The 16,740-nt window shown below is 55.1% G+C and carries 15 protein-coding genes; 6 read left to right on the top strand and 9 right to left on the bottom strand.

Annotated features, from left to right (window positions below):
* Positions 1-53 precede the first annotated feature (53 nt).
* Both ACLEJU_RS07530 and ACLEJU_RS07525 read right to left on the bottom strand, forming a co-directional pair.
* A complete protein-coding gene (locus tag ACLEJU_RS07530; protein WP_435421497.1) occupies positions 54-989 on the bottom strand; it encodes a VOC family protein in 936 nt (311 codons plus the stop codon).
* 22 nt (positions 990-1,011) lie between these two features.
* Positions 1,012-2,169 (bottom strand): alpha/beta hydrolase family protein, encoded by a 1,158-nt coding sequence (locus ACLEJU_RS07525; protein WP_435421498.1) that lies wholly within the window; start codon positions 2,167-2,169, stop codon positions 1,012-1,014.
* 305 nt (positions 2,170-2,474) lie between these two features.
* On the opposite strand from ACLEJU_RS07525, the gene ACLEJU_RS07520 reads away from it, so the two are divergent.
* Positions 2,475-4,442 carry a methyl-accepting chemotaxis protein gene (locus tag ACLEJU_RS07520; RefSeq protein ID WP_435421579.1) on the top strand — a complete coding sequence of 656 codons (1,968 nt, stop codon included), beginning with the start codon at positions 2,475-2,477 and terminating at the stop codon, positions 4,440-4,442.
* A gap of 1 nt (position 4,443) precedes the next feature.
* On the opposite strand, the gene ACLEJU_RS07515 is transcribed toward ACLEJU_RS07520, so the two are convergent.
* Positions 4,444-5,367 carry a LysR family transcriptional regulator gene (locus ACLEJU_RS07515; RefSeq protein ID WP_435421499.1) on the bottom strand — a complete coding sequence of 308 codons (924 nt, stop codon included), beginning with the start codon at positions 5,365-5,367 and terminating at the stop codon, positions 4,444-4,446.
* Between the two features lie 186 nt (positions 5,368-5,553).
* Between ACLEJU_RS07515 and ACLEJU_RS07510 the strand changes: the two genes are divergently transcribed.
* Both ACLEJU_RS07510 and ACLEJU_RS07505 read left to right on the top strand, forming a co-directional pair.
* Positions 5,554-6,678 carry an FAD-dependent oxidoreductase gene (locus ACLEJU_RS07510; RefSeq protein ID WP_435421500.1) on the top strand — a complete coding sequence of 375 codons (1,125 nt, stop codon included), beginning with the start codon at positions 5,554-5,556 and terminating at the stop codon, positions 6,676-6,678.
* Between the two features lie 81 nt (positions 6,679-6,759).
* On the top strand, positions 6,760-7,107 hold the full coding sequence (locus ACLEJU_RS07505) for a Rieske (2Fe-2S) protein (protein WP_435421501.1): 348 nt from the start codon (positions 6,760-6,762) through the stop codon (positions 7,105-7,107).
* Between the two features lie 415 nt (positions 7,108-7,522).
* Here the strand turns inward: ACLEJU_RS07505 and ACLEJU_RS07500 are convergent, their stop codons facing one another.
* The 3 genes from ACLEJU_RS07500 to ACLEJU_RS07490 form a co-directional block, all read right to left on the bottom strand.
* Complete coding sequence (locus tag ACLEJU_RS07500; RefSeq protein WP_435421502.1) at positions 7,523-8,326, bottom strand: SDR family NAD(P)-dependent oxidoreductase; 804 nt, start codon at positions 8,324-8,326, stop codon at positions 7,523-7,525.
* 54 nt (positions 8,327-8,380) lie between these two features.
* Positions 8,381-9,145: an SDR family NAD(P)-dependent oxidoreductase gene (locus ACLEJU_RS07495; protein ID WP_435421503.1), complete on the bottom strand. Its 765-nt coding sequence runs from the start codon at positions 9,143-9,145 to the stop codon at positions 8,381-8,383.
* 130 nt (positions 9,146-9,275) lie between these two features.
* On the bottom strand, positions 9,276-10,016 hold the full coding sequence (locus tag ACLEJU_RS07490) for a MoaF C-terminal domain-containing protein (protein WP_435421504.1): 741 nt from the start codon (positions 10,014-10,016) through the stop codon (positions 9,276-9,278).
* 349 nt (positions 10,017-10,365) lie between these two features.
* Between ACLEJU_RS07490 and ACLEJU_RS07485 the strand changes: the two genes are divergently transcribed.
* Positions 10,366-10,953 carry a TetR/AcrR family transcriptional regulator gene (locus ACLEJU_RS07485; RefSeq protein WP_435421505.1) on the top strand — a complete coding sequence of 196 codons (588 nt, stop codon included), beginning with the start codon at positions 10,366-10,368 and terminating at the stop codon, positions 10,951-10,953.
* An 86-nt stretch (positions 10,954-11,039) separates the two neighbouring features.
* On the opposite strand, the gene ACLEJU_RS07480 is transcribed toward ACLEJU_RS07485, so the two are convergent.
* The 3 genes from ACLEJU_RS07480 to ACLEJU_RS07470 all read right to left on the bottom strand — a co-directional run bounded on the left by ACLEJU_RS07480 (position 11,040) and on the right by ACLEJU_RS07470 (position 14,185).
* A complete protein-coding gene (locus ACLEJU_RS07480; RefSeq protein ID WP_435421506.1) occupies positions 11,040-12,470 on the bottom strand; it encodes an APC family permease in 1,431 nt (476 codons plus the stop codon).
* A 186-nt stretch (positions 12,471-12,656) separates the two neighbouring features.
* Complete coding sequence (locus ACLEJU_RS07475) at positions 12,657-13,106, bottom strand: GlcG/HbpS family heme-binding protein (protein ID WP_435421507.1); 450 nt, start codon at positions 13,104-13,106, stop codon at positions 12,657-12,659.
* Complete coding sequence (locus ACLEJU_RS07470) at positions 13,103-14,185, bottom strand: MsnO8 family LLM class oxidoreductase (protein WP_435421508.1); 1,083 nt, start codon at positions 14,183-14,185, stop codon at positions 13,103-13,105. The genes ACLEJU_RS07475 and ACLEJU_RS07470 overlap by 4 nt, the downstream gene beginning before the upstream one ends.
* A gap of 305 nt (positions 14,186-14,490) precedes the next feature.
* Here ACLEJU_RS07470 and ACLEJU_RS07465 point away from each other — a divergent pair, with 305 nt between their 5' ends.
* Together ACLEJU_RS07465 and ACLEJU_RS07460 are read left to right on the top strand one after the other, a co-directional pair.
* Positions 14,491-15,660 (top strand): p-hydroxyphenylacetate 3-hydroxylase oxygenase component, encoded by a 1,170-nt coding sequence (locus ACLEJU_RS07465; RefSeq protein ID WP_435421509.1) that lies wholly within the window; start codon positions 14,491-14,493, stop codon positions 15,658-15,660.
* 73 nt (positions 15,661-15,733) lie between these two features.
* Entirely contained in the window at positions 15,734-16,675 is a 942-nt protein-coding gene (locus tag ACLEJU_RS07460; protein WP_435421510.1) for a p-hydroxyphenylacetate 3-hydroxylase reductase component, read from the top strand.
* The last annotated feature ends 65 nt before the right edge of the window (positions 16,676-16,740 follow it).

Genomic DNA, 16,740 nt, shown 5'->3' with positions numbered 1-16,740 from the left:
TATCCAGGGCGCTTAACTTGATGCGGTTGAAGAGGAGGTGATCGAAACCTTAATCAGTGCTTCGCAGGTGGGCCGCCCGGGAACCACTTCTGCTGGTAATGGAAGAGGAAGTATTGCGAATTGTCAGCCCCAGGTGCGGCCACGCGTGCTGTCCATGCTTCGTCATGCATATCCATATCAGCATCGTATTCTACGTGGCAGCCCATCGGGCTATTGAAGTACCAGAACCAGTTCGAGCCGAGTTGGTGGCGACCAGGCCCCCAGAATGATTCATAGCCCTTCTCAACGAAGCGACTACCCGCCAACATCACTTCAGTTGGGCCTCCGAGATGGAACGTGAAGTGCTCGATCCCTTTCATGAATGGAGGCGTTTGGATTAGGAAGAGGGTGTGGTGATCTTGAGTGCCGGCAGGCCGTAAAAATGGGCCTGTGTCGACAAATCGATCAGTGCAGACGAAGCCTAAGCGGTTGTAGAAAGCCTCTGCTTTGACTGCATCAGGGACGAAGTAAACGACATGTGACAGGCTACGAGGCAGCGCTGCGATGTCGTTGCTTGCACCTAGGGCGTTCACAGCACGTGCAGCAGGAGCGCCAGGTGCATGACTGGCTTCAGCGGGGAGGTCCAGTGCACGGCGTTTAGTGATCTGGAAGCCAAGAGCGAATCCCATGTCGTCGCGGCAACGGAGGACGCCATCCTCTCCGCGCACGACCTCACGGTCTTTTCGCAGCTCGGACTCAATTGCCTGTAGCGATTCTTCATCGGCAACGCCGTACACCGTTTCCCGCAAGGTCGTGGCCGTTTCCATCGCCGCGGGCAAACTTGCGTCGTTTCGCGGATAGATTTTTACGCCAGTACCATCCAATGCTTCGAGATAGGTTCCACCATCTTCGCGGCTATTGGGTTTCAAGCCATAGTCAGTGAGGTACTGGATGCAGTCGTCTACGTTGTCGACGCCGAAGACAAGGTAGTCAGGTCCAATGATCTTCATTATTGTTTTCTCGTATTGGCGCTTACGCGGTTCGGCCGCCAAGGGTTTCTGCGACCCAATCGGCAATGAATTGACCGGCATTGATGGAGTTATCGAAGCTGGAGTGCTGCACACCACCTTCACGAGAGGTGAAAATTTTCAGCTCGCGTTTGGGGCTGTTGATCAATTGCTCGTAGGTGCGGTGGGCCCATTTCAAAGGAATTTGTGAGTCTTGCTCACCATGGGTGACCAGAAATGGAACCTTGATCCGTTCAACTACACCATCAAGATGCACGTTCTCAGCGATTTGCATGAATTCTTCGATGTCTTTACCGCCCCATACCCAGCGCACGTGATCCCAGTAATGAGGTACAGGAAGGCTGCCTTCACGTTCCAAGCGACGTTTCTGCACTTCGCGCCAATCATGGTTGGCTCCCCATACCACACCGCATGCAAAGCGTGGTTCGAATGCCACAGCGCGTGGGCAGTAATAGCCACCTAAAGACACGCCCTCACAGCCGATTCGCTTCGGATCGATGTCGTCACGCATCTCCAGCCAGTCCACGACTCGGCTTGCCCAGTGCTCTGCATCGTAGCGGGCTTTCAAATCATGTAGCCGAAGGGCTTCACCGGTGCCCGGCTGATCAATCAGCAATGATGCAATACCTCGTTTTGCCAGCCACTGCGGCAGGCCGACGCGGTATTTCATCTCCTTGGTTGAGTCCAAACCATTGAGTTGAACCAGGATCGGAGCTGGGCCCTGTACGCCTTCTGCCCTTACGTAAAGGCCGGAGATAACCTTGCCCTCGTAGGGGATCTCGACACGCTCACAGTTTTCCTTGGAGAGACAAATTCCCCGCGCGAAGGTATCCAGGAAACGTTGATACAGCTCTAGGCGACCCGGGGCTCCGTGTCCCTGAAGGCGTTCGCAGGTCAGGTAGTAGGTCGCAGCTCGGTTGTATTTCTCTCCGGCCGAAAGCTGGCGTCCCAGCTCCTGGTCTTCTTGAGCCAGCTCGCAGAGCTTGTCTGCCATCGTTGCCCAAGTCTGGCGGAATGCACGAGTGCCTTCGGCATCTGGCTGCTTGGCTGCTTCTTGCAAGGGTTCGCACATCTCAACGATTTCACCAATCCGTGCGCCCATTTCAAGGGCAAGGTCCACGGACAAGTTCCAAACGTAATTGGTGGGGAAGTATCGGAACATATTGTTTTCCTTCTTGTGATCCGGGTCGCCCGTGATCGAGGCATTGGCAGGGTTCAAAGCAGTGCTGTGATTTCTGCTTTTCGGCGGGCGACGTCCACCCAGCGGGCGGCCTTAGCAAACTCGCATGGCTTTCAGGAATTGGACAAATCGCTTGTTGGGATGGGAGCTATCAGATTGCGAGATACCAGATTCTGGAGCACGCATGGCAAATGGCGATGTATGGCATCGCGAAGCACGATTAGTTAGTAAGGGAGGGGTTGGCTAGTGTGCCGTCTCATTTGTTCGGAAGGATCACCCTCTTGTCACTGGATACTCGGCGCCGATGGAACCCTCTCGGAGGGATAAATGGATGTCTCGGCCAACTTAGCGTTGGGGCAAAGCTATCGCTTGGTTTTGGGACGGTACTGTTTTGTACGATGGTCGTGGGCTTTGTTGCCTGGTACGCGCTTCACGAGAGCCAAGCTAACAGCGCCCAACTGCGTAGTCTGGATCTCTTGCAGAGTAACCTTCTTCAGGCTCGAATCGCAGAGCGAGGGTTTGATCCCGTGAAGGCTCCTGAGTCAGCTGACCAGGTCGCTAGGGCGCTACATGCCGTGAGCAGTGGCGTGCAAGAAGCGGCGATAGGTGAACCATTCAAGTCAGCCATGGATGAATCCATCGCTGAGTATCAGCACGCGTTCCTGACCTACGCCAAGGCCCTGAGGCAATCCATTGATGCTCGTTTACGAATGCAATCGCTGGCCGAAACCGCGGGTCAGAATTTTGCTGGTGTTTTTCTCGATCAGATGGACACAGTTAACGCTCGACTGGAGCAAGGGCAGTCGCCGGATGAGTCGACTATGCAGTCTCTCGAAGACGCCGCGACATTGCATCAGAGATTGTCCAACCTGAGGGACAGTGAAATGTACTTTTCGCTGAATCCGCAGAAGCGCTTTCACGACGAGTGGGTGAACCGCATAAATGAGTTGGGCACTGCGTTGTCGGCTTTCTTTGTCCGTCAGGACGGTGAGCGCAGGGAAGCGTTGGAAACCTCTCGGTCGGCTTTGGAGGACTATCGTCAAGCTTTCCTGTTGTATGTCGCTAGCGGTGAAGAGGCGCAGGCTCAACGGGAGGCCATGACTGCGGCAGCGCAGAGGGTTACGCATTTGCTGGACGAAGAGCTGGCCAGGGCCACCTCGGGGAATGAGGCTCAGCGCGAACAGCTTAACCTGCAACTGATATGTATGTTGGCGCTAGCCCTTGCTTCCAGTATCGGCTCTAGCATGCTTATCAGACGTTCGATCGTGGTCCCGGTCCGAATGATTCTCGGACTGGCGCGGCAAGTTGCAGCCGGCAATTTGCAAGGCCGCACGCCGAGCCTGGCTCGACGTGACGAATTGGGCCAGCTGAATGAGTCAGTCGGCCTAATGATGCAGGCGGTAAGAGATTTGGTTGGTCGGATTCGAGAGGATGTCGCGCAACTCGACTTCGCCGCGGGTACATTGGTAGAGATGGCGGAGCGGACGGGGGATGGAGTCAGAGCGCAGCGTCAGCAGGTCACGGAAGTGACCGATACGATGCAGAGAATGACGATCGCCGCAGTCCAGGTTAACGAAACTGCAAGTGACAGTCAGGTCATACTCCGTGAAGCGAGCCAGATGGTCCATGAAGGTGATGAACTGGTACGCCAGGCTAGCGAGAGCCTTCAACAGCTTTCTCAAGAAATGATTGCTGGCACAAACGCGATGGCAGTACTTCAGTCTCAGAGCGAAGCGATCACTAGTGTTTTGGATGTGATTCGGACCATCGCAGAACAGACCAATTTGCTTGCGCTGAATGCTGCAATTGAAGCTGCTCGTGCTGGGCCGCATGGTCGGGGGTTTGCTGTAGTGGCCGATGAGGTTAGGGCCTTGGCCAAGCACACCCGAGATTCAACAGTACAGATTGAGGTCATGATTCAAAGCTTGGGTGAGGTTACGGGAGAGGTCGCGGCCCGTCTCGGTGACAGCCAGCGCTTAACTGTTGCTGGCGTCCGGTTAACCAATCGGGCGAGTGAAATGCTATCTACTGCCACAAGAAACGTCGTGCGAGTTGAGGATAGTGGGCAGCACATCCTAGGCGCCGCTCAAAATCAGCACTCACTAGCTTGTCAGGTTGACTCAGTGACAGGTGAGGTGGGACGAGTGATTGAGCAAAATGCACAGGGGTGCATCAGGTTGGAGGAAGCATGCGGCAGATTGCGGCGCCTCAGCTCCAGTTTGGGTGAGGCGCTCAAAGCCTATCGGACGGATTAGGTCAGGCCGCAATTGGTGTAGTGGGACGACTGGCCATTTCCACCAATGTCTTGCGGAGCCAAGCCAGCACAGGGTCTCTATCGAGACTGCGGTGCCAGCTCATGTATTCTTGCATCGTGGGAAGGCTAACTGGTGGCGGAACTATACGCAGCGGTAAGTTGCGTGCATACAAGTGCGCCAGCCGGCTGTGAACGGTCGCTATGCGCTTGGTGCCGACTACGAGCTGTGGCAGGGTGTTGAAATCGTGTGTGATGACTTCAATACGGCGTTTGCATCCGTATTCTGCCATGAACCACTCTTCAATCCCGGGAGTGCGATTTCGACCGAAGACCACTGAGACATGGCCCATTTCCAGATACTGCTCAAGCGTCAGCTTTTCACCCACTGAGCGATTATCGTCGCAGACGACACAGACATGCTGTTCATCGAACAACATCTGCGAAGGGTGATCCTTCGGGATGAAGTGGTCAGGCGCGATCATCAGATCGACCTCTCCACGCATCAGCATCTCCATGGCTGTTTCGCCAGGGCTCACTAGCTCGAAGGTGATCAGTGGAGCGTGTTGGTTGATCTCCCTGATGACCTCTGCAAAAAGGACGCTAATCAGGTAGTCCGATGCCATGATTCTGAAATGGCGTTTGCTTTCTGCAATGTCGAATACCGGCTTTGCGGTGATCGAGGTCTGGATTTTCAGTAGGACTTCACGTACCGGAATCTCAAGCTCACGCGCGAGCGGTGTGAGCATCATCTTCCGTCCGACCTGTACGAGGAGGTCGTCTTCAAAATACGTTCGTAAACGCCCAAGCACGCCACTTGTGGCGGACTGCGTCATGTGTAAGCGCGCGGCAGCACGAGTAATGTTCTGCTCTTCGAGCAGTACATCCAGCGCCACCAGGAGGTTCAAATCCAGGTGTTTGAAGCGCATGGGAGGCATCTCTTGTTGTATTTATTTTCACGATACCCTGCATCCTAACTAACGATTAGTCAAATTATTCGCGTGTTCCTAGCCTGTGCTTCCAGATCCCAGAGCTTTGATCTCCCCACGGTGTAGCGGGAGGTTGAATCTGCCCTGGTGGGAAGACCAAAAAACAAAAAAACCAAGGGTTCACGCATGAGCGATATCAAAAAAGTACTGGTGGTAGGCGGAGGCATTGGCGGGCTTTGTGCGGCCGTCGCACTGCGCCGCTGCGGCATCGCGGTAGATCTGGTCGAGATCAAGTCCGAGTGGACTGTGTACGGTGTGGGGATCATCCAGCAGAGCAATGTGGTGCGAGAGATGGCTCGGCTTGGGGTTCTGGATCGCTACCTTGATGCTGCTTACGCCTTCGAGGATGTGGGCATCTACGACCTCCAAGGTAATCCACTGGCCCGCATTCCCGGGCAGCGCCTGGCTGGTCCTGAATATCCAGCAAACGTTGGAATCTCGCGTCTAGCGCTGCACCAAGTGCTGAGCGAAACGGCCATCGAACTGGGTACAGTTGTTCGTTTGGGCACGACCGTCGAGTCGTATAGCGAAGAGGCCGCAGGGCTGAGTGTACGGTTCACAGATGGCAGCGTCGGTGCATACGATCTGATGGTTGGAGCGGACGGTGTGTATTCCAAGATCCGCAGCATGATCTTTGGTGACAGCTACATCCCTCGGTTCACTGGTCAAGCCGTCTGGCGCTACAACTTCCCGCGTCATCCTTCTATCGACCATCTGGCGAGCTTTACGGGGCCGGGGGGGAATGCCGGACTCGTGCCGCTTGCTGAAAATCTCATGTATATGTTTTCCACTTCACATGAGCCTGACAACCCTCGCTTCGCCCATGAAGAGTTAGCTCAAACCATGCGTGAGCGCATTTCACAGGTAGGAGGGTTGGTAGGTGAGCTTCGTGATCAGATCACCGACAACAGCCAGGTTGTATACAAACCCATGGAGGTGGTTTTCGTAGACGAGCCCTGGTTCAAGGGCCGAGTGCTGTTGATCGGTGATGCGGCTCACGCTACGACGCCTCACTTGGGGCAAGGGGCGGGGATGGCAATTGAAGATGCGCTGGTGCTGGCTGAGGAGTTGCTTGGGCCTGGCTCAGTCCAAGAAAACTTGCAGCGGTTCATGCGTCGCCGGTTTGATCGTTGCAAATACATCAGCGAAAACTCAATCATGGCAGGCGAGCGAGAGATGGCGCGAGATCCAAGTTTTGATCGAATCGGTCTTACCAAAGCGATGCTCAAACTCACTGCCGAACCAATCTGAGTCGATAGTGCCCATCTTGCTTGTAGCGCCCGCTACTAGGGCGCTGCATTGCATCTTTCAGCCCGTGCAGGTGAGACGCAATTGGACCGAAATGCTGCATACCTTTGTCATTCGAGCCAATTGGAAGAAGGGCTTGCGAAGGGTTTTGACCCTTGGAATGAGGGGCGTGACACTGTCGTCGCACTCAGATGGCGTGGAGAGGTGCGCGCTTACAGAAACCTTTGCCCTCACCTAGATGTTGCCATGCAGTATCGAAAAGACAGGTTCATGTCTGGCGACGGTAACCATATCGTTTGTTTCGCTCATGGCGCTTTGTTTAGACCAGACAATGGAGCGTGCGTGTTGGGACCTTGTCTTGGACAGTCACTTCAGGCCTTAAGCGTAGATTTGGATGAGGACCAGATCCTGTGGGTGACACGACCAGTCTGATTCCTAGCGCTTGCTACAACCTTGTCGATAGCTCGCCAGGGCTGACGGTCAGTGACGCGATTCCGTGACAATTGAAGAGAGAATTGAAAGCGTCTTGTCCCGTCTGCGAGAGCCATTCGTGAAGCTTCTCATGTGTCCTCCACTCCATCCGGATTGTCCAGGCACAAGTCTCCTGAGACCTCGCATACTGGCAACCTTCGCACCCCATTCCGTCTCGGGCGGTACAGGCGAACTGTGCGATGGCCTTCTCGACAGAGGGGGTGTGATGTTCTTGGTGGATGACTTCAACAACGTAACTGACTTCCATGCTTGAAAACTCTCGACTCTCATTCTGACGTAACAAAATTTGCTGCAAGGGTGGTTCTAGATTTGAAGGGGGACGGGCACTAGGCTGGCGCCCGTCTTCGAATGATTTTCAGGAGTGGTTGAGGTTGATGCGAGGATCAAGCGCAATCGAACCAGGATCGCCAGCAATCATTCCTCCATCAACAGGCAGGACGGCGGCATTGACGTACGACGCCTTGTCAGAAAGTAACCAGGCAATAACGTCAGCAACCTCCGGGGCGGTAGCAGGTCGACGCGTAGGTACGAAGGCAGTTGCACGGGCGTATGCTTGTTCACGATCCATTCCCAGCGTTCTACCGTACTCCTGTATTTCCATATCAGCCATTTCCGTCCTCACCCAGCCAGGGCAGACAGTGTTGGCTCGCACTCCCTGTGGGCCGTAATCAACAGCCACTGATTGCATGAGCATGCTAAGGCCGGCTTTGGTGGCGTTATAGCCTGGGATTTCACCAGTTGCTCTCAACGCTGCTGCCGATCCAACGCCAACGATTGCTCCGCGCGAAGCAATCAAGTGAGGGATCGCAGCGCGCAACAATTTAAACGGACCTGTAAGGTTGGTTCTGACCATGTCATCCCAATCGGTGTCGGACAGCACCCCGACTGGTCCCGCTCTTACGATGCCAGCATTCAGGACTAGGCCATTCAGCGAACCGAACCTCTCGATAGTCGTGTCAACTAGCTGTTTGAGGTCCTTTTCGGATGAAGCATCGGCTACGATCGGAAAAGCTCCTGATTCTTCGGCAACCTTTTGGAGTGGTTCGAGACGGCGACCACAGATCACCACATTCCATCCCGCAGACACCAGAACGGAAGCGGTAGCGGCCCCAATTCCCGTGCCGCCACCAGTTACGATTGCTACTGGACGATTTTGCATAAGTCATCCTCACGATTTTGCAAAGTGATAAAAGCGCCCTAGGGGGGCGTCGGCTCAGCTGAAGTCCAGTGGCGGGAGTGCGGAGCGTGCCAAGTAACCAAAGTCCGCGAGCAGACTTGTCCCGTTGATAGGAGCGCTTACAGGGGAGGCTAGGAAGGTGGCATGTCGTGCTAACTGCGCAGCTTGCATTATTGGAAGGTCGGTGCCCGCGAACCCTTGAGGCCTGCCAAGATCACGACGTGACATCGGGGTATCAACCACACCTGGGCACAAGCAGTTGACCCTTACCTGTGGGTGGTCGACTGAGAGGCCTTTGGTAAGCATGAGGACCGCACCTTTAGACGTGCAGTAGGGCGTCATACCGTCGAAGGCAACTAACGCTGAGTCCGAAGCGAGCAAGACAATAGTGCCCACCTCGCTTTCGTTGAGCATCGGAATGGAGTGCTTAGCAGCAAGGAAATTTCCTTTCACGTTGACCGCCATTACGCGATCCCATTCCTCTGTACTGATGTCCTCCGACTTTTTGCCCACAGGCCCGGAGATTCCCGCACACCCGATCAACGTATCGATCCCTCCGAACGCGTCCTTTGCATACTTCACAGCTGCTCGAACCTGAGGTTCAGATGTGATGTCCGCTTGCACGAATTCGACGGTGTGACCTACCTTGCTGAGTCGCGCTGCCACGTCGATTCCAGCAATGTCACGGTCGACTATCAGAACCTTCGCACCCTCGTCGAGCAACGCTTCCACGCATGCTAGGCCTATACCTGAAGCGCCTCCTGTCACCAGTGCAACTCGACTGCTTAATTCCAAATCCACGATTTACTTCTCCCATACCATGCATCATTTGTATGGAGGGGCAGGGCCTCAAGGAGGCTCTGCGTCCCTAGGTAAGCCTAGAAGCTCAAGGCAGCTGGAGGAAAGACTGCCGCCCAGGCGGTGGCTGGAGTCAACCCTTCGAAAGGTCTTCTGGATAGACCGTGGTGTTCAATACGCTGAGGCGCGAGTTGAATGGCAGGACGAGTTCGGTGTTCAGCTTATCGTCCCACCCGAACATACGGCCGATCGACCGTTCTTCCTTGAGATCAACCAGCAATACGGCTTCGACCGTCATGACTTTTTCAGTCCAGAAGAAGATGTAGAGATCCTCGGCAACTTTCCAGGTCTTGCAGTGGTCGGTATCGGCCAAACCGACCTCGCCACCGCGAAGGCAATGCCAGGTGAACGTACCCAGATTCAGGTAAATATGTTCGTAGGTCTCGATGTCGCTGTAGCGATAAAAGATGCGCTTACCGACCAGCTCGTCTGTACGTGCATGCTTGATTCCACCGTCGTTGACGTTGGCGTAGGAGAAGTCAGTGGTGCCACGGACCTTCCCATCTACTTCAACCAGACGGGATACGCCAGTGGTAACGGCGCCAGTATTCTGATCCAGAACAACCGTGACGTTCTGAGCAGTAAGGCCTGCCCCTCTTACGAAATCGATGATGAAGATGCCAGGACGGGCTTCAATTGCTTTGTACGTTGCGGTGCCGGTCAAGGCGCCGCTAGTCCAGGTCAGGCTGCTCTGATCATTGAAGATGTAGTCTGCCGGACCACCTTCGGAGTCGACTGCCTCAAGGGTAGTGCCCACCAGTGCCGCGGAGGCCGGAAGGGTTTGCTGGCCAAAGCCGTCGAGCATGACGGACACGGAAGGCCACTCGTTCTCTGGAACGAAATCTTGAGTTGATGCTAAAGCCATGATTTTTATGCCTTTTTGTTATGGATTAGAGGTGCTGCTGTCTGGGTAAGTGACCGCAGTGACAGCGGACGTTGCACACTCCTAAGGCAAAACTCTACGTTTGTTTAGTTTGATCGTCAACGGTAGACTCCATGAAATTCACATATGAACGATTCTTCGTTTGGGGAGGGAGCCCTTGGGTGCTCGCTCACGAGCTTTGTGAGACCATCCACAGCCGGTGAACCCATGCACTGCCCGGTGGCTACTTTCCGAGCGCAGACAGGGAGCGGAAAAAATGAATCTGTAATAGGCGTTGAGAATGACCGAGCTATCCAGTCGTTTACCCTATGGGGAAGGCCGAGAAGCACTAATGGCGGCCACGATTGATGTTGTTGCTGAGAAGGGGTTGCGAGGCGTGACCTATCGCGCGATCGCGGCGCGTGCCCGGGTAAACCACACATTGGTGACACACCATTTCGGGTCTATAGAGGGATTGCTAGCGGCCACAATGGAATGGGCAATCGAGCGGTCCATTCGAGAATCTGGTTTGGACAGGATCACTGAATTCGATGACTCATTTGCCGACGCGCTCATTGCCTCCGTGACGCGAGAGCCGGAGCTTCAGTTGTTTCAGTTTGAGATGCTGCTGGAGTCGCGACGTAGCCCTGAGATGAAAGCCTTGGTGGAGCAGCTGTACGCAAACTACATGACCACGGTTGAGGGGGCATTGAGGCAGCATGGACTAGATACCGCCAACGAAGCAGCCGTAGCGATTTTTGCTGCCTTAGATGGCCTCATGCTCCAGTTCCTCACTATCAGCGATCCAGATAGGATTCGCTCAGCGTTGGTCCACGTTGGAAACCTTGTGTCTGCGATTCCACCTTTGGGTGGGGTGGTAAAGGGTTAATTTGATCCCAAAGAAAAAACCGGGCTTTCAGAAAGCCCGGTCCTATGTGAATGACATCACGCAGTTTTAGAGTAGGGGTGTACTGCTCAAACGCTGCTTTGGGAGCTAGGGCCGCTAGGCTGACCGCGATCCTGAAGTTTTCGTACGCCAAAGAGGACCACTGACAGTAGCAGGATCCCGATCCCCATCAGGAGTTCCTTGGTCCCTCCGTACCCGACCAGTTCGGTGGAGGCGGCACCCACCAGGACAATTAACCCCGTCAGCAAGCTCAGCGCCCATGCAACAGGCACCCAGCCCCGCCCGAGCCGAACAGGCCGCTCTTGGCTTGCAGCGTCCTTACGAAGCCACAGGAAGCCGGTCAGGGCGAAGAAGATCGATGCCACGTAGCCGATATTGGCAGTTACCAAAATGGCCAAAGGGGAGGACAGAAGGAAAATCATCGCTATGTTCAAGGCAACCGCGACAGTCATGCAGCGCCCCGGCACTTGATGTTTGTTCAGCACTCCTAGCTGCCGGATCGTTAATCCGTCCAGAGCCATGCCATACAGCGCCCGGGAGCCATCAGCCAAGGAAGCATTGAGGCCCATGAAGAGCCCGACCAGCAGGGTGCCTACAAAGAAGCTGCTGTACGCGCTTCCCAAAATGGCATCGAATGCACCGATGAAGAAGCCGTTAGGGTTATCGATCGCGGCTTGTTGGTCGGCCAAGCCGCCCAGGCTGAAAGCTACCGCGGCAAAAGCGACTACCGTGTATAGGCCCGAGGTTACCAGGGCGAGTCGCATGTCTCGTTTGCTACGATACTCGGGCCCAAATGCAGCACACATTTCGGTTCCGTAAGCGCTCCACGCAATCAAGAAGAGCCACATGAGAGCGGTACGGCCGGTGGTCCAGTCCGTTGCAGGCAGTTGGTTCCAAGCCTTCTCAAAATGTTCGAAGCTCCATGCATCGCTGAAAAGCGGAGCGAATGCCAGGACCAGAATGGGGATCAGCAGCAGTACCCCCATGTACTTGGATACAGAGGCGGCCATCTGAACGCCGAGTCGATTGAACTGCCAGAAGACAAGAATCAGGCCGGCGCCAATGAATTGAGCGAGACCGATGCTGACTGAGCCCAGTTGATAGCTCCAGGTCTGGTCCGCGAACCACTGCGCCTGGATCAAGGAACCAGCGCTAACGCCGACGATCGCCAAGACTGCCGACCAGCCTAGCCAGTAGCCAAATGACGCAATAGGTCCCACGAGGGTAGAGCGTCGCTTCCAACCCTCGGTCGCGATCATTGCAATGCCACCTGGTTTCTCAGGGAACATCGCGCTGACTTCAAGAAAAATCCAGTTTTGACAAGCGCCAATCGCTGCTGAACCAACCCACAGCAGCATTGCGCCGATAGGCCCAAGCGCGCCTAATGCAAAGCCAAACGATGCGAAGATCGATCCTGACACCGCCATCGACAGGGCAAACGCGTCAGTCCAACGCAGTGTTTTGGACAGGTGGGAGGCATTATTTTCGTTATTAGCCATTGACAGGCGTCCTGGTAAAAAAGGGGCGCATCAATTAGTGCATACCTCGGCCTACGTGCACATGACTCACAGTGACCGCTGCTTGTGAATCAGTGCCAACCTGAGATGGACTGGTCTTAGGTAAGCGTAGGTGATGGTCGCCTATTGGATGCGCGCTGTAGAGGGCTGGCAGTTACAGGTCCGCGGTTACGTCTGCGGTGGCGTGAGCAAATCCTCTACCTTGTGAACCGCAGCTAATGCACAAAGTCGGTCATTGGCTTCAGTGGAGCCGGAAACACCTATCGCGCCGAAGGTTTGCCCGGCAGTCAAGAATGGTTCGCCTCCGCCGAACATCGCCATCCCAGGCTGGAGGGGAAGGCCAATCTGAACAGCTGGCGAGCAGCCTATTAGCCGATCCGACCATTCAGCCGTCGAGCGCCCAAAACCAGCGGCCGTTCGTGCCTTGTTCAGCGCGATTGCCTGAGATGGGAAGGCCGCTCCATCCATGTGAGACATATGAATGGTGCTCCCTGATGAGTCGACAATGACCAGGCTCACCTTTGCTCCAAGCTGGCGAGCACGTTCGAGAGCTGCCTCCATAGCAAGCATCGCAAGTCCGAGAGTGATTGTCGGCTGTTGGCGGACCCAGGAATTCATAACTCTGCTGCTCTTTGTCCGATTGAGGAGGGTGTCTCGCTAAGCGGTTCAGACCTAGTGCCAGCGGTCAGGGCATTTGCTAGCAGCTGGTAGCTTCGCACACGGTCCTCAAGGCTATAGGTCACAGTCAAAATTCCAATCTCATGACATTCAAAATCCATCGCCAGTTCTTGAATTTTTGCCAGGCAGGTTTTAGGGGAGCCGATCACCATGTCGTTCATCGTCTCGTCGAATTCTTGCTGCTGGTACCGGTTCATTTGCTGATAGCGCTTCTGCACCTCCTCTGGGCTCAGCAGTGCTTCGCGGGCGGCGGCTCCTGCCATCATCTTCCGATACACAGCAGTGCAAGCTATGAATTTCGCTTCTTCATCAGACGCGGCGCATATGACTGCCAAGGCCAGCAGGTGAGGTGCAGGCGAGATATGGCCAGCACGCTGGTAGATGTCGGAATGGTGGCGAAAAATATCCGGTGAACAGACTCTGGGCGCAATGAATTTTGCAAGCGCTAGGCCCATCCCCAATTGTCCTGCTAGATGTGAGCTACCGCCGCCTGATCCCAGCATCCACAGAGATGGCATGCTGGCATCACTGAATGAGCAGCTCAGTCCAGAGTAGGGGTGGTTAGCAGGAAACGCGCTCCTAATGAATGCACAGAGATCTGCCGCCTGGCCAGGAAAATGATCGTGCTGGGTTGGCGTTCTCGGCGACGCAAGCGCGAGGGAGCTGAGATGATTCCCCCCAGGTGCGCGCCCAATCCCCAAGTCGATCCTTCCAGGGAACAACCCACCTATCACCGCGAAGGTTTCGGCGACCTTGTAGGGGCTGTAATGAGTGAGCATTACGCCCCCGCTTCCGACTCGAATACGCGAAGTAGCGCTGGCTATCCGAGTCAGTAGGATTTCTGGTGCCGAGCCTGCGAATTGGATGCTGTTGTGATGCTCTGCAAGCCAATAGCGGTAGTAGCCGGCTTTTTCACATTCTATTGCCAAATCAACGGAGGCTGTCGGTGCCGTCACCCCCGTCCAACCTTCGTGGATAGGGGTTTGATCAATTATGGTCAGTCGCAAGGTCACGGTCATGCTTCCGTCTGGCTTGAGAAAGGATCGATAACAAGGAAGTGCTTCTGCCAAACGAAAAAATGTCGGCAAGCCCCCGAGTCTCGGGCTTCGTTACAATGTTAATGAAATTGGCCGTGGCGCGCGATGGTAGCTGGGCATAACCCATGGAAAGTGCAATTTTACGCTCGTAACGTGCATTTCTCAGGGGGCGAGGGCGTCACATACTGGACCGGTCAACGAATACAGGGCTGCCTGGTTAGACTTCGGCGCGACGCAGCCGGTCATCAGCAGCTTGGCCGAGTTATCCAATAATAAAGAGACTGTCCATGAAAAAGCCCAATCCGCTGCTGGAAGATCTGAAGGCTGTCCTGCCTGCTATCGCTGCAAATGCTCCGCAGGCTGAAAAGGATCGTAGCGTGCCGGCGGAAAATATTGCCCTGCTCAAAGGCATAGGTATGCACCGAGCCTTCCTGCCGAAAAAATTTGGCGGCATGGAGATTTCCCTTCCGGAGTTTGCCGAATGCATCGCTCTGCTCGCTGGTTCTTGTGCCAGTACTGCATGGGCTATGAGCCTTTTGTGCACCCACTCGCACCAAATGGCAATGTTCCCAGCCAAGCTCCAGGAAGAGGCCTGGGGAAGCAACCCAGATGCTACGGCAAGCAGCAGCATTGCACCCTTTGGTCGTACCGAGGAAGTCGAGGGCGGCGTTACCTTCAGTGGTGAAATGGGTTGGAGTTCTGGCTGCGATCACGCGGAGTGGGCGATCTTGGGATTCCGGCGTAAAAACGCCGAAGGTACCCAGGATTACTGCTTCGCTATCCTGCCTCGCAGTGATTATGAGATCCGTGACGATTGGTTCGCGATCGGTATGCGCGGTAGCGGTAGCAAGACCCTGATTGTCGAGAGTGCGTTTGTGCCTGAGCATCGTATCCAAAAAGCGAAGGATATGATGGAAGGCAAATCCGCGGGGTTTGGTCTTTACCCTGACAGCAAGATTTTCTACGCCCCATACCGTCCGTATTTCGCAAGCGGTTTCTCCACAATTAGCCTCGGCGTTGCTGAGCGCATGCTGGAGGTGTTCCGCGAAAAGACCAAGAACCGCGTGCGTGCCTACACCGGCGCCGCCGTGGGCGCGGCGACACCTGCACTGATGCGGTTGGCAGAGTCTACTCACCAGGTCGCGGCTGCACGTGCCTTGCTGGAGAAGAGCTGGAACGAGATCGCCGATCACAGCGAGCGTCACGAATACCCATCCCGACAAACCTTGGCCTTCTGGCGCACCAACCAAGGTTATGCCACCAAGATGTGCATCCAGGCAGTTGATCGTTTGATGGAAGCCGCTGGCGGTGGCGCTTGGTTCGAAAGCAATGAGATGCAGCGGCTGTTCCGCGATTCTCACATGACCGGTGCTCATGCTTACTCTGACTACGACGTCTGTGCACAGATTCTTGGTCGTGAGCTGATGGGGCTGGAGCCCGATCCGTCGATGGTCTGATGCTCTTCGAAGACCTTACCGCCCCATAACAACAATCAGAGCAGACCCGTAGCGGCCTGCTCGGGAGTCTTGCATGTCCACTGAACAAAAAGATCTTGAGTTTGATACCCGTGCGTTTCGTCGTGCATTGGGAAACTTCGCTACCGGCGTAACCGTAGTCACCGCCCGTGACCCTAGTGGTCGTCAAGTGGGTGTGACAGCCAACAGCTTCAACTCGGTGTCACTGGATCCGCCGCTCATCCTTTGGAGCATCGACAAGCGCTCTAGCAGCCATGAGGTGTTCGAAGCTGCATCCCATTTTGCCGTGAACGTATTGGCGGCCGACCAAATCGACCTGTCCAACAATTTTGCCCGCCCGAAAGACGACCGCTTCGCAGGGATTGAGTACGAAGCGGGTGTAGGTGGCGCTCCTGTTTTTGAAGACTGCTCGGCTCGCTTCCACTGCGAAAAGCACGAACAAATCGACGGGGGAGATCACTGGATTCTGGTGGGTAAGGTGCTGGCTTTTGATGATCTTGGGCGAGCGCCGCTGCTGTATCACCAAGGGGCTTACTCCATGGTCTTGCCGCACACTCGGATGACCAAGCGAGAGGAAGGTCAACCGGCCAGCAGCAATTTCCAGGGGCGGCTGAGCCACAACCTGTACTACCTGATGACTCAGGCGCTGCGGGCTTACCAGGCCAGCTATCAACCTCGTCAACTCTCCACTGGCCTACGTACCAGCGAAGCGCGGATGCTGATGGTCCTTGAGAACGATGCGGGCTTAAGCCTTCCAGACTTGCAGCGCGAAGTTGCCATGCCTGCGCGTGAGATTGAGGAAGCTGTAGCAAACCTCAAGCGAAAAGGATTGGTGGAAGATGCTGGTGAATGCGTGCGTCTGACCGTTAAAGGTGTCGACGAAACCGAAGCGCTTTGGACCATCGCAGGTGAGCAGCAAGAGAAGGTTTTTGGGCAGTTTAGTAAAGAGCAGGTCGAAACCTTCAAGGAAGTCTTGAAGGCCGTAATCCGGACCTGACCCCGTAACTGCGACTTTAACGGCGCTCAAGCGCCGTTTTTTTTGCCCGCTCGATAAGGGCGCCG

It is taken from the genome of Pseudomonas sp. SMN11 (genome assembly GCF_052041945.1).
GTDB lineage: Bacteria > Pseudomonadota > Gammaproteobacteria > Pseudomonadales > Pseudomonadaceae > Aquipseudomonas.
This window is presented reverse-complemented; position numbering and strand designations above follow the sequence as displayed.

Bases quoted from the DNA above. Each gene is read 5' to 3' on its own strand.
- ACLEJU_RS07470 (WP_435421508.1), bottom strand. From the start codon at position 14,185: ATGACCGTGACCTTGCGACTGACCATAATTGATCAAACCCCTATCCAC.
- ACLEJU_RS07480 (WP_435421506.1), bottom strand. From the start codon at position 12,470: ATGGCTAATAACGAAAATAATGCCTCCCACCTGTCCAAAACACTGCGT.
- ACLEJU_RS07530 (WP_435421497.1), bottom strand. From the start codon at position 989: ATGAAGATCATTGGACCTGACTACCTTGTCTTCGGCGTCGACAACGTA.
- ACLEJU_RS07460 (WP_435421510.1), top strand. From the start codon at position 15,734: ATGTCCACTGAACAAAAAGATCTTGAGTTTGATACCCGTGCGTTTCGT.
- ACLEJU_RS07500 (WP_435421502.1), bottom strand. From the start codon at position 8,326: ATGCAAAATCGTCCAGTAGCAATCGTAACTGGTGGCGGCACGGGAATT.
- ACLEJU_RS07465 (WP_435421509.1), top strand. From the start codon at position 14,491: ATGAAAAAGCCCAATCCGCTGCTGGAAGATCTGAAGGCTGTCCTGCCT.
- ACLEJU_RS07485 (WP_435421505.1), top strand. From the start codon at position 10,366: ATGACCGAGCTATCCAGTCGTTTACCCTATGGGGAAGGCCGAGAAGCA.
- ACLEJU_RS07515 (WP_435421499.1), bottom strand. From the start codon at position 5,367: ATGCGCTTCAAACACCTGGATTTGAACCTCCTGGTGGCGCTGGATGTA.
- ACLEJU_RS07475 (WP_435421507.1), bottom strand. From the start codon at position 13,106: ATGAATTCCTGGGTCCGCCAACAGCCGACAATCACTCTCGGACTTGCG.
- ACLEJU_RS07525 (WP_435421498.1), bottom strand. From the start codon at position 2,169: ATGTTCCGATACTTCCCCACCAATTACGTTTGGAACTTGTCCGTGGAC.
- ACLEJU_RS07510 (WP_435421500.1), top strand. From the start codon at position 5,554: ATGAGCGATATCAAAAAAGTACTGGTGGTAGGCGGAGGCATTGGCGGG.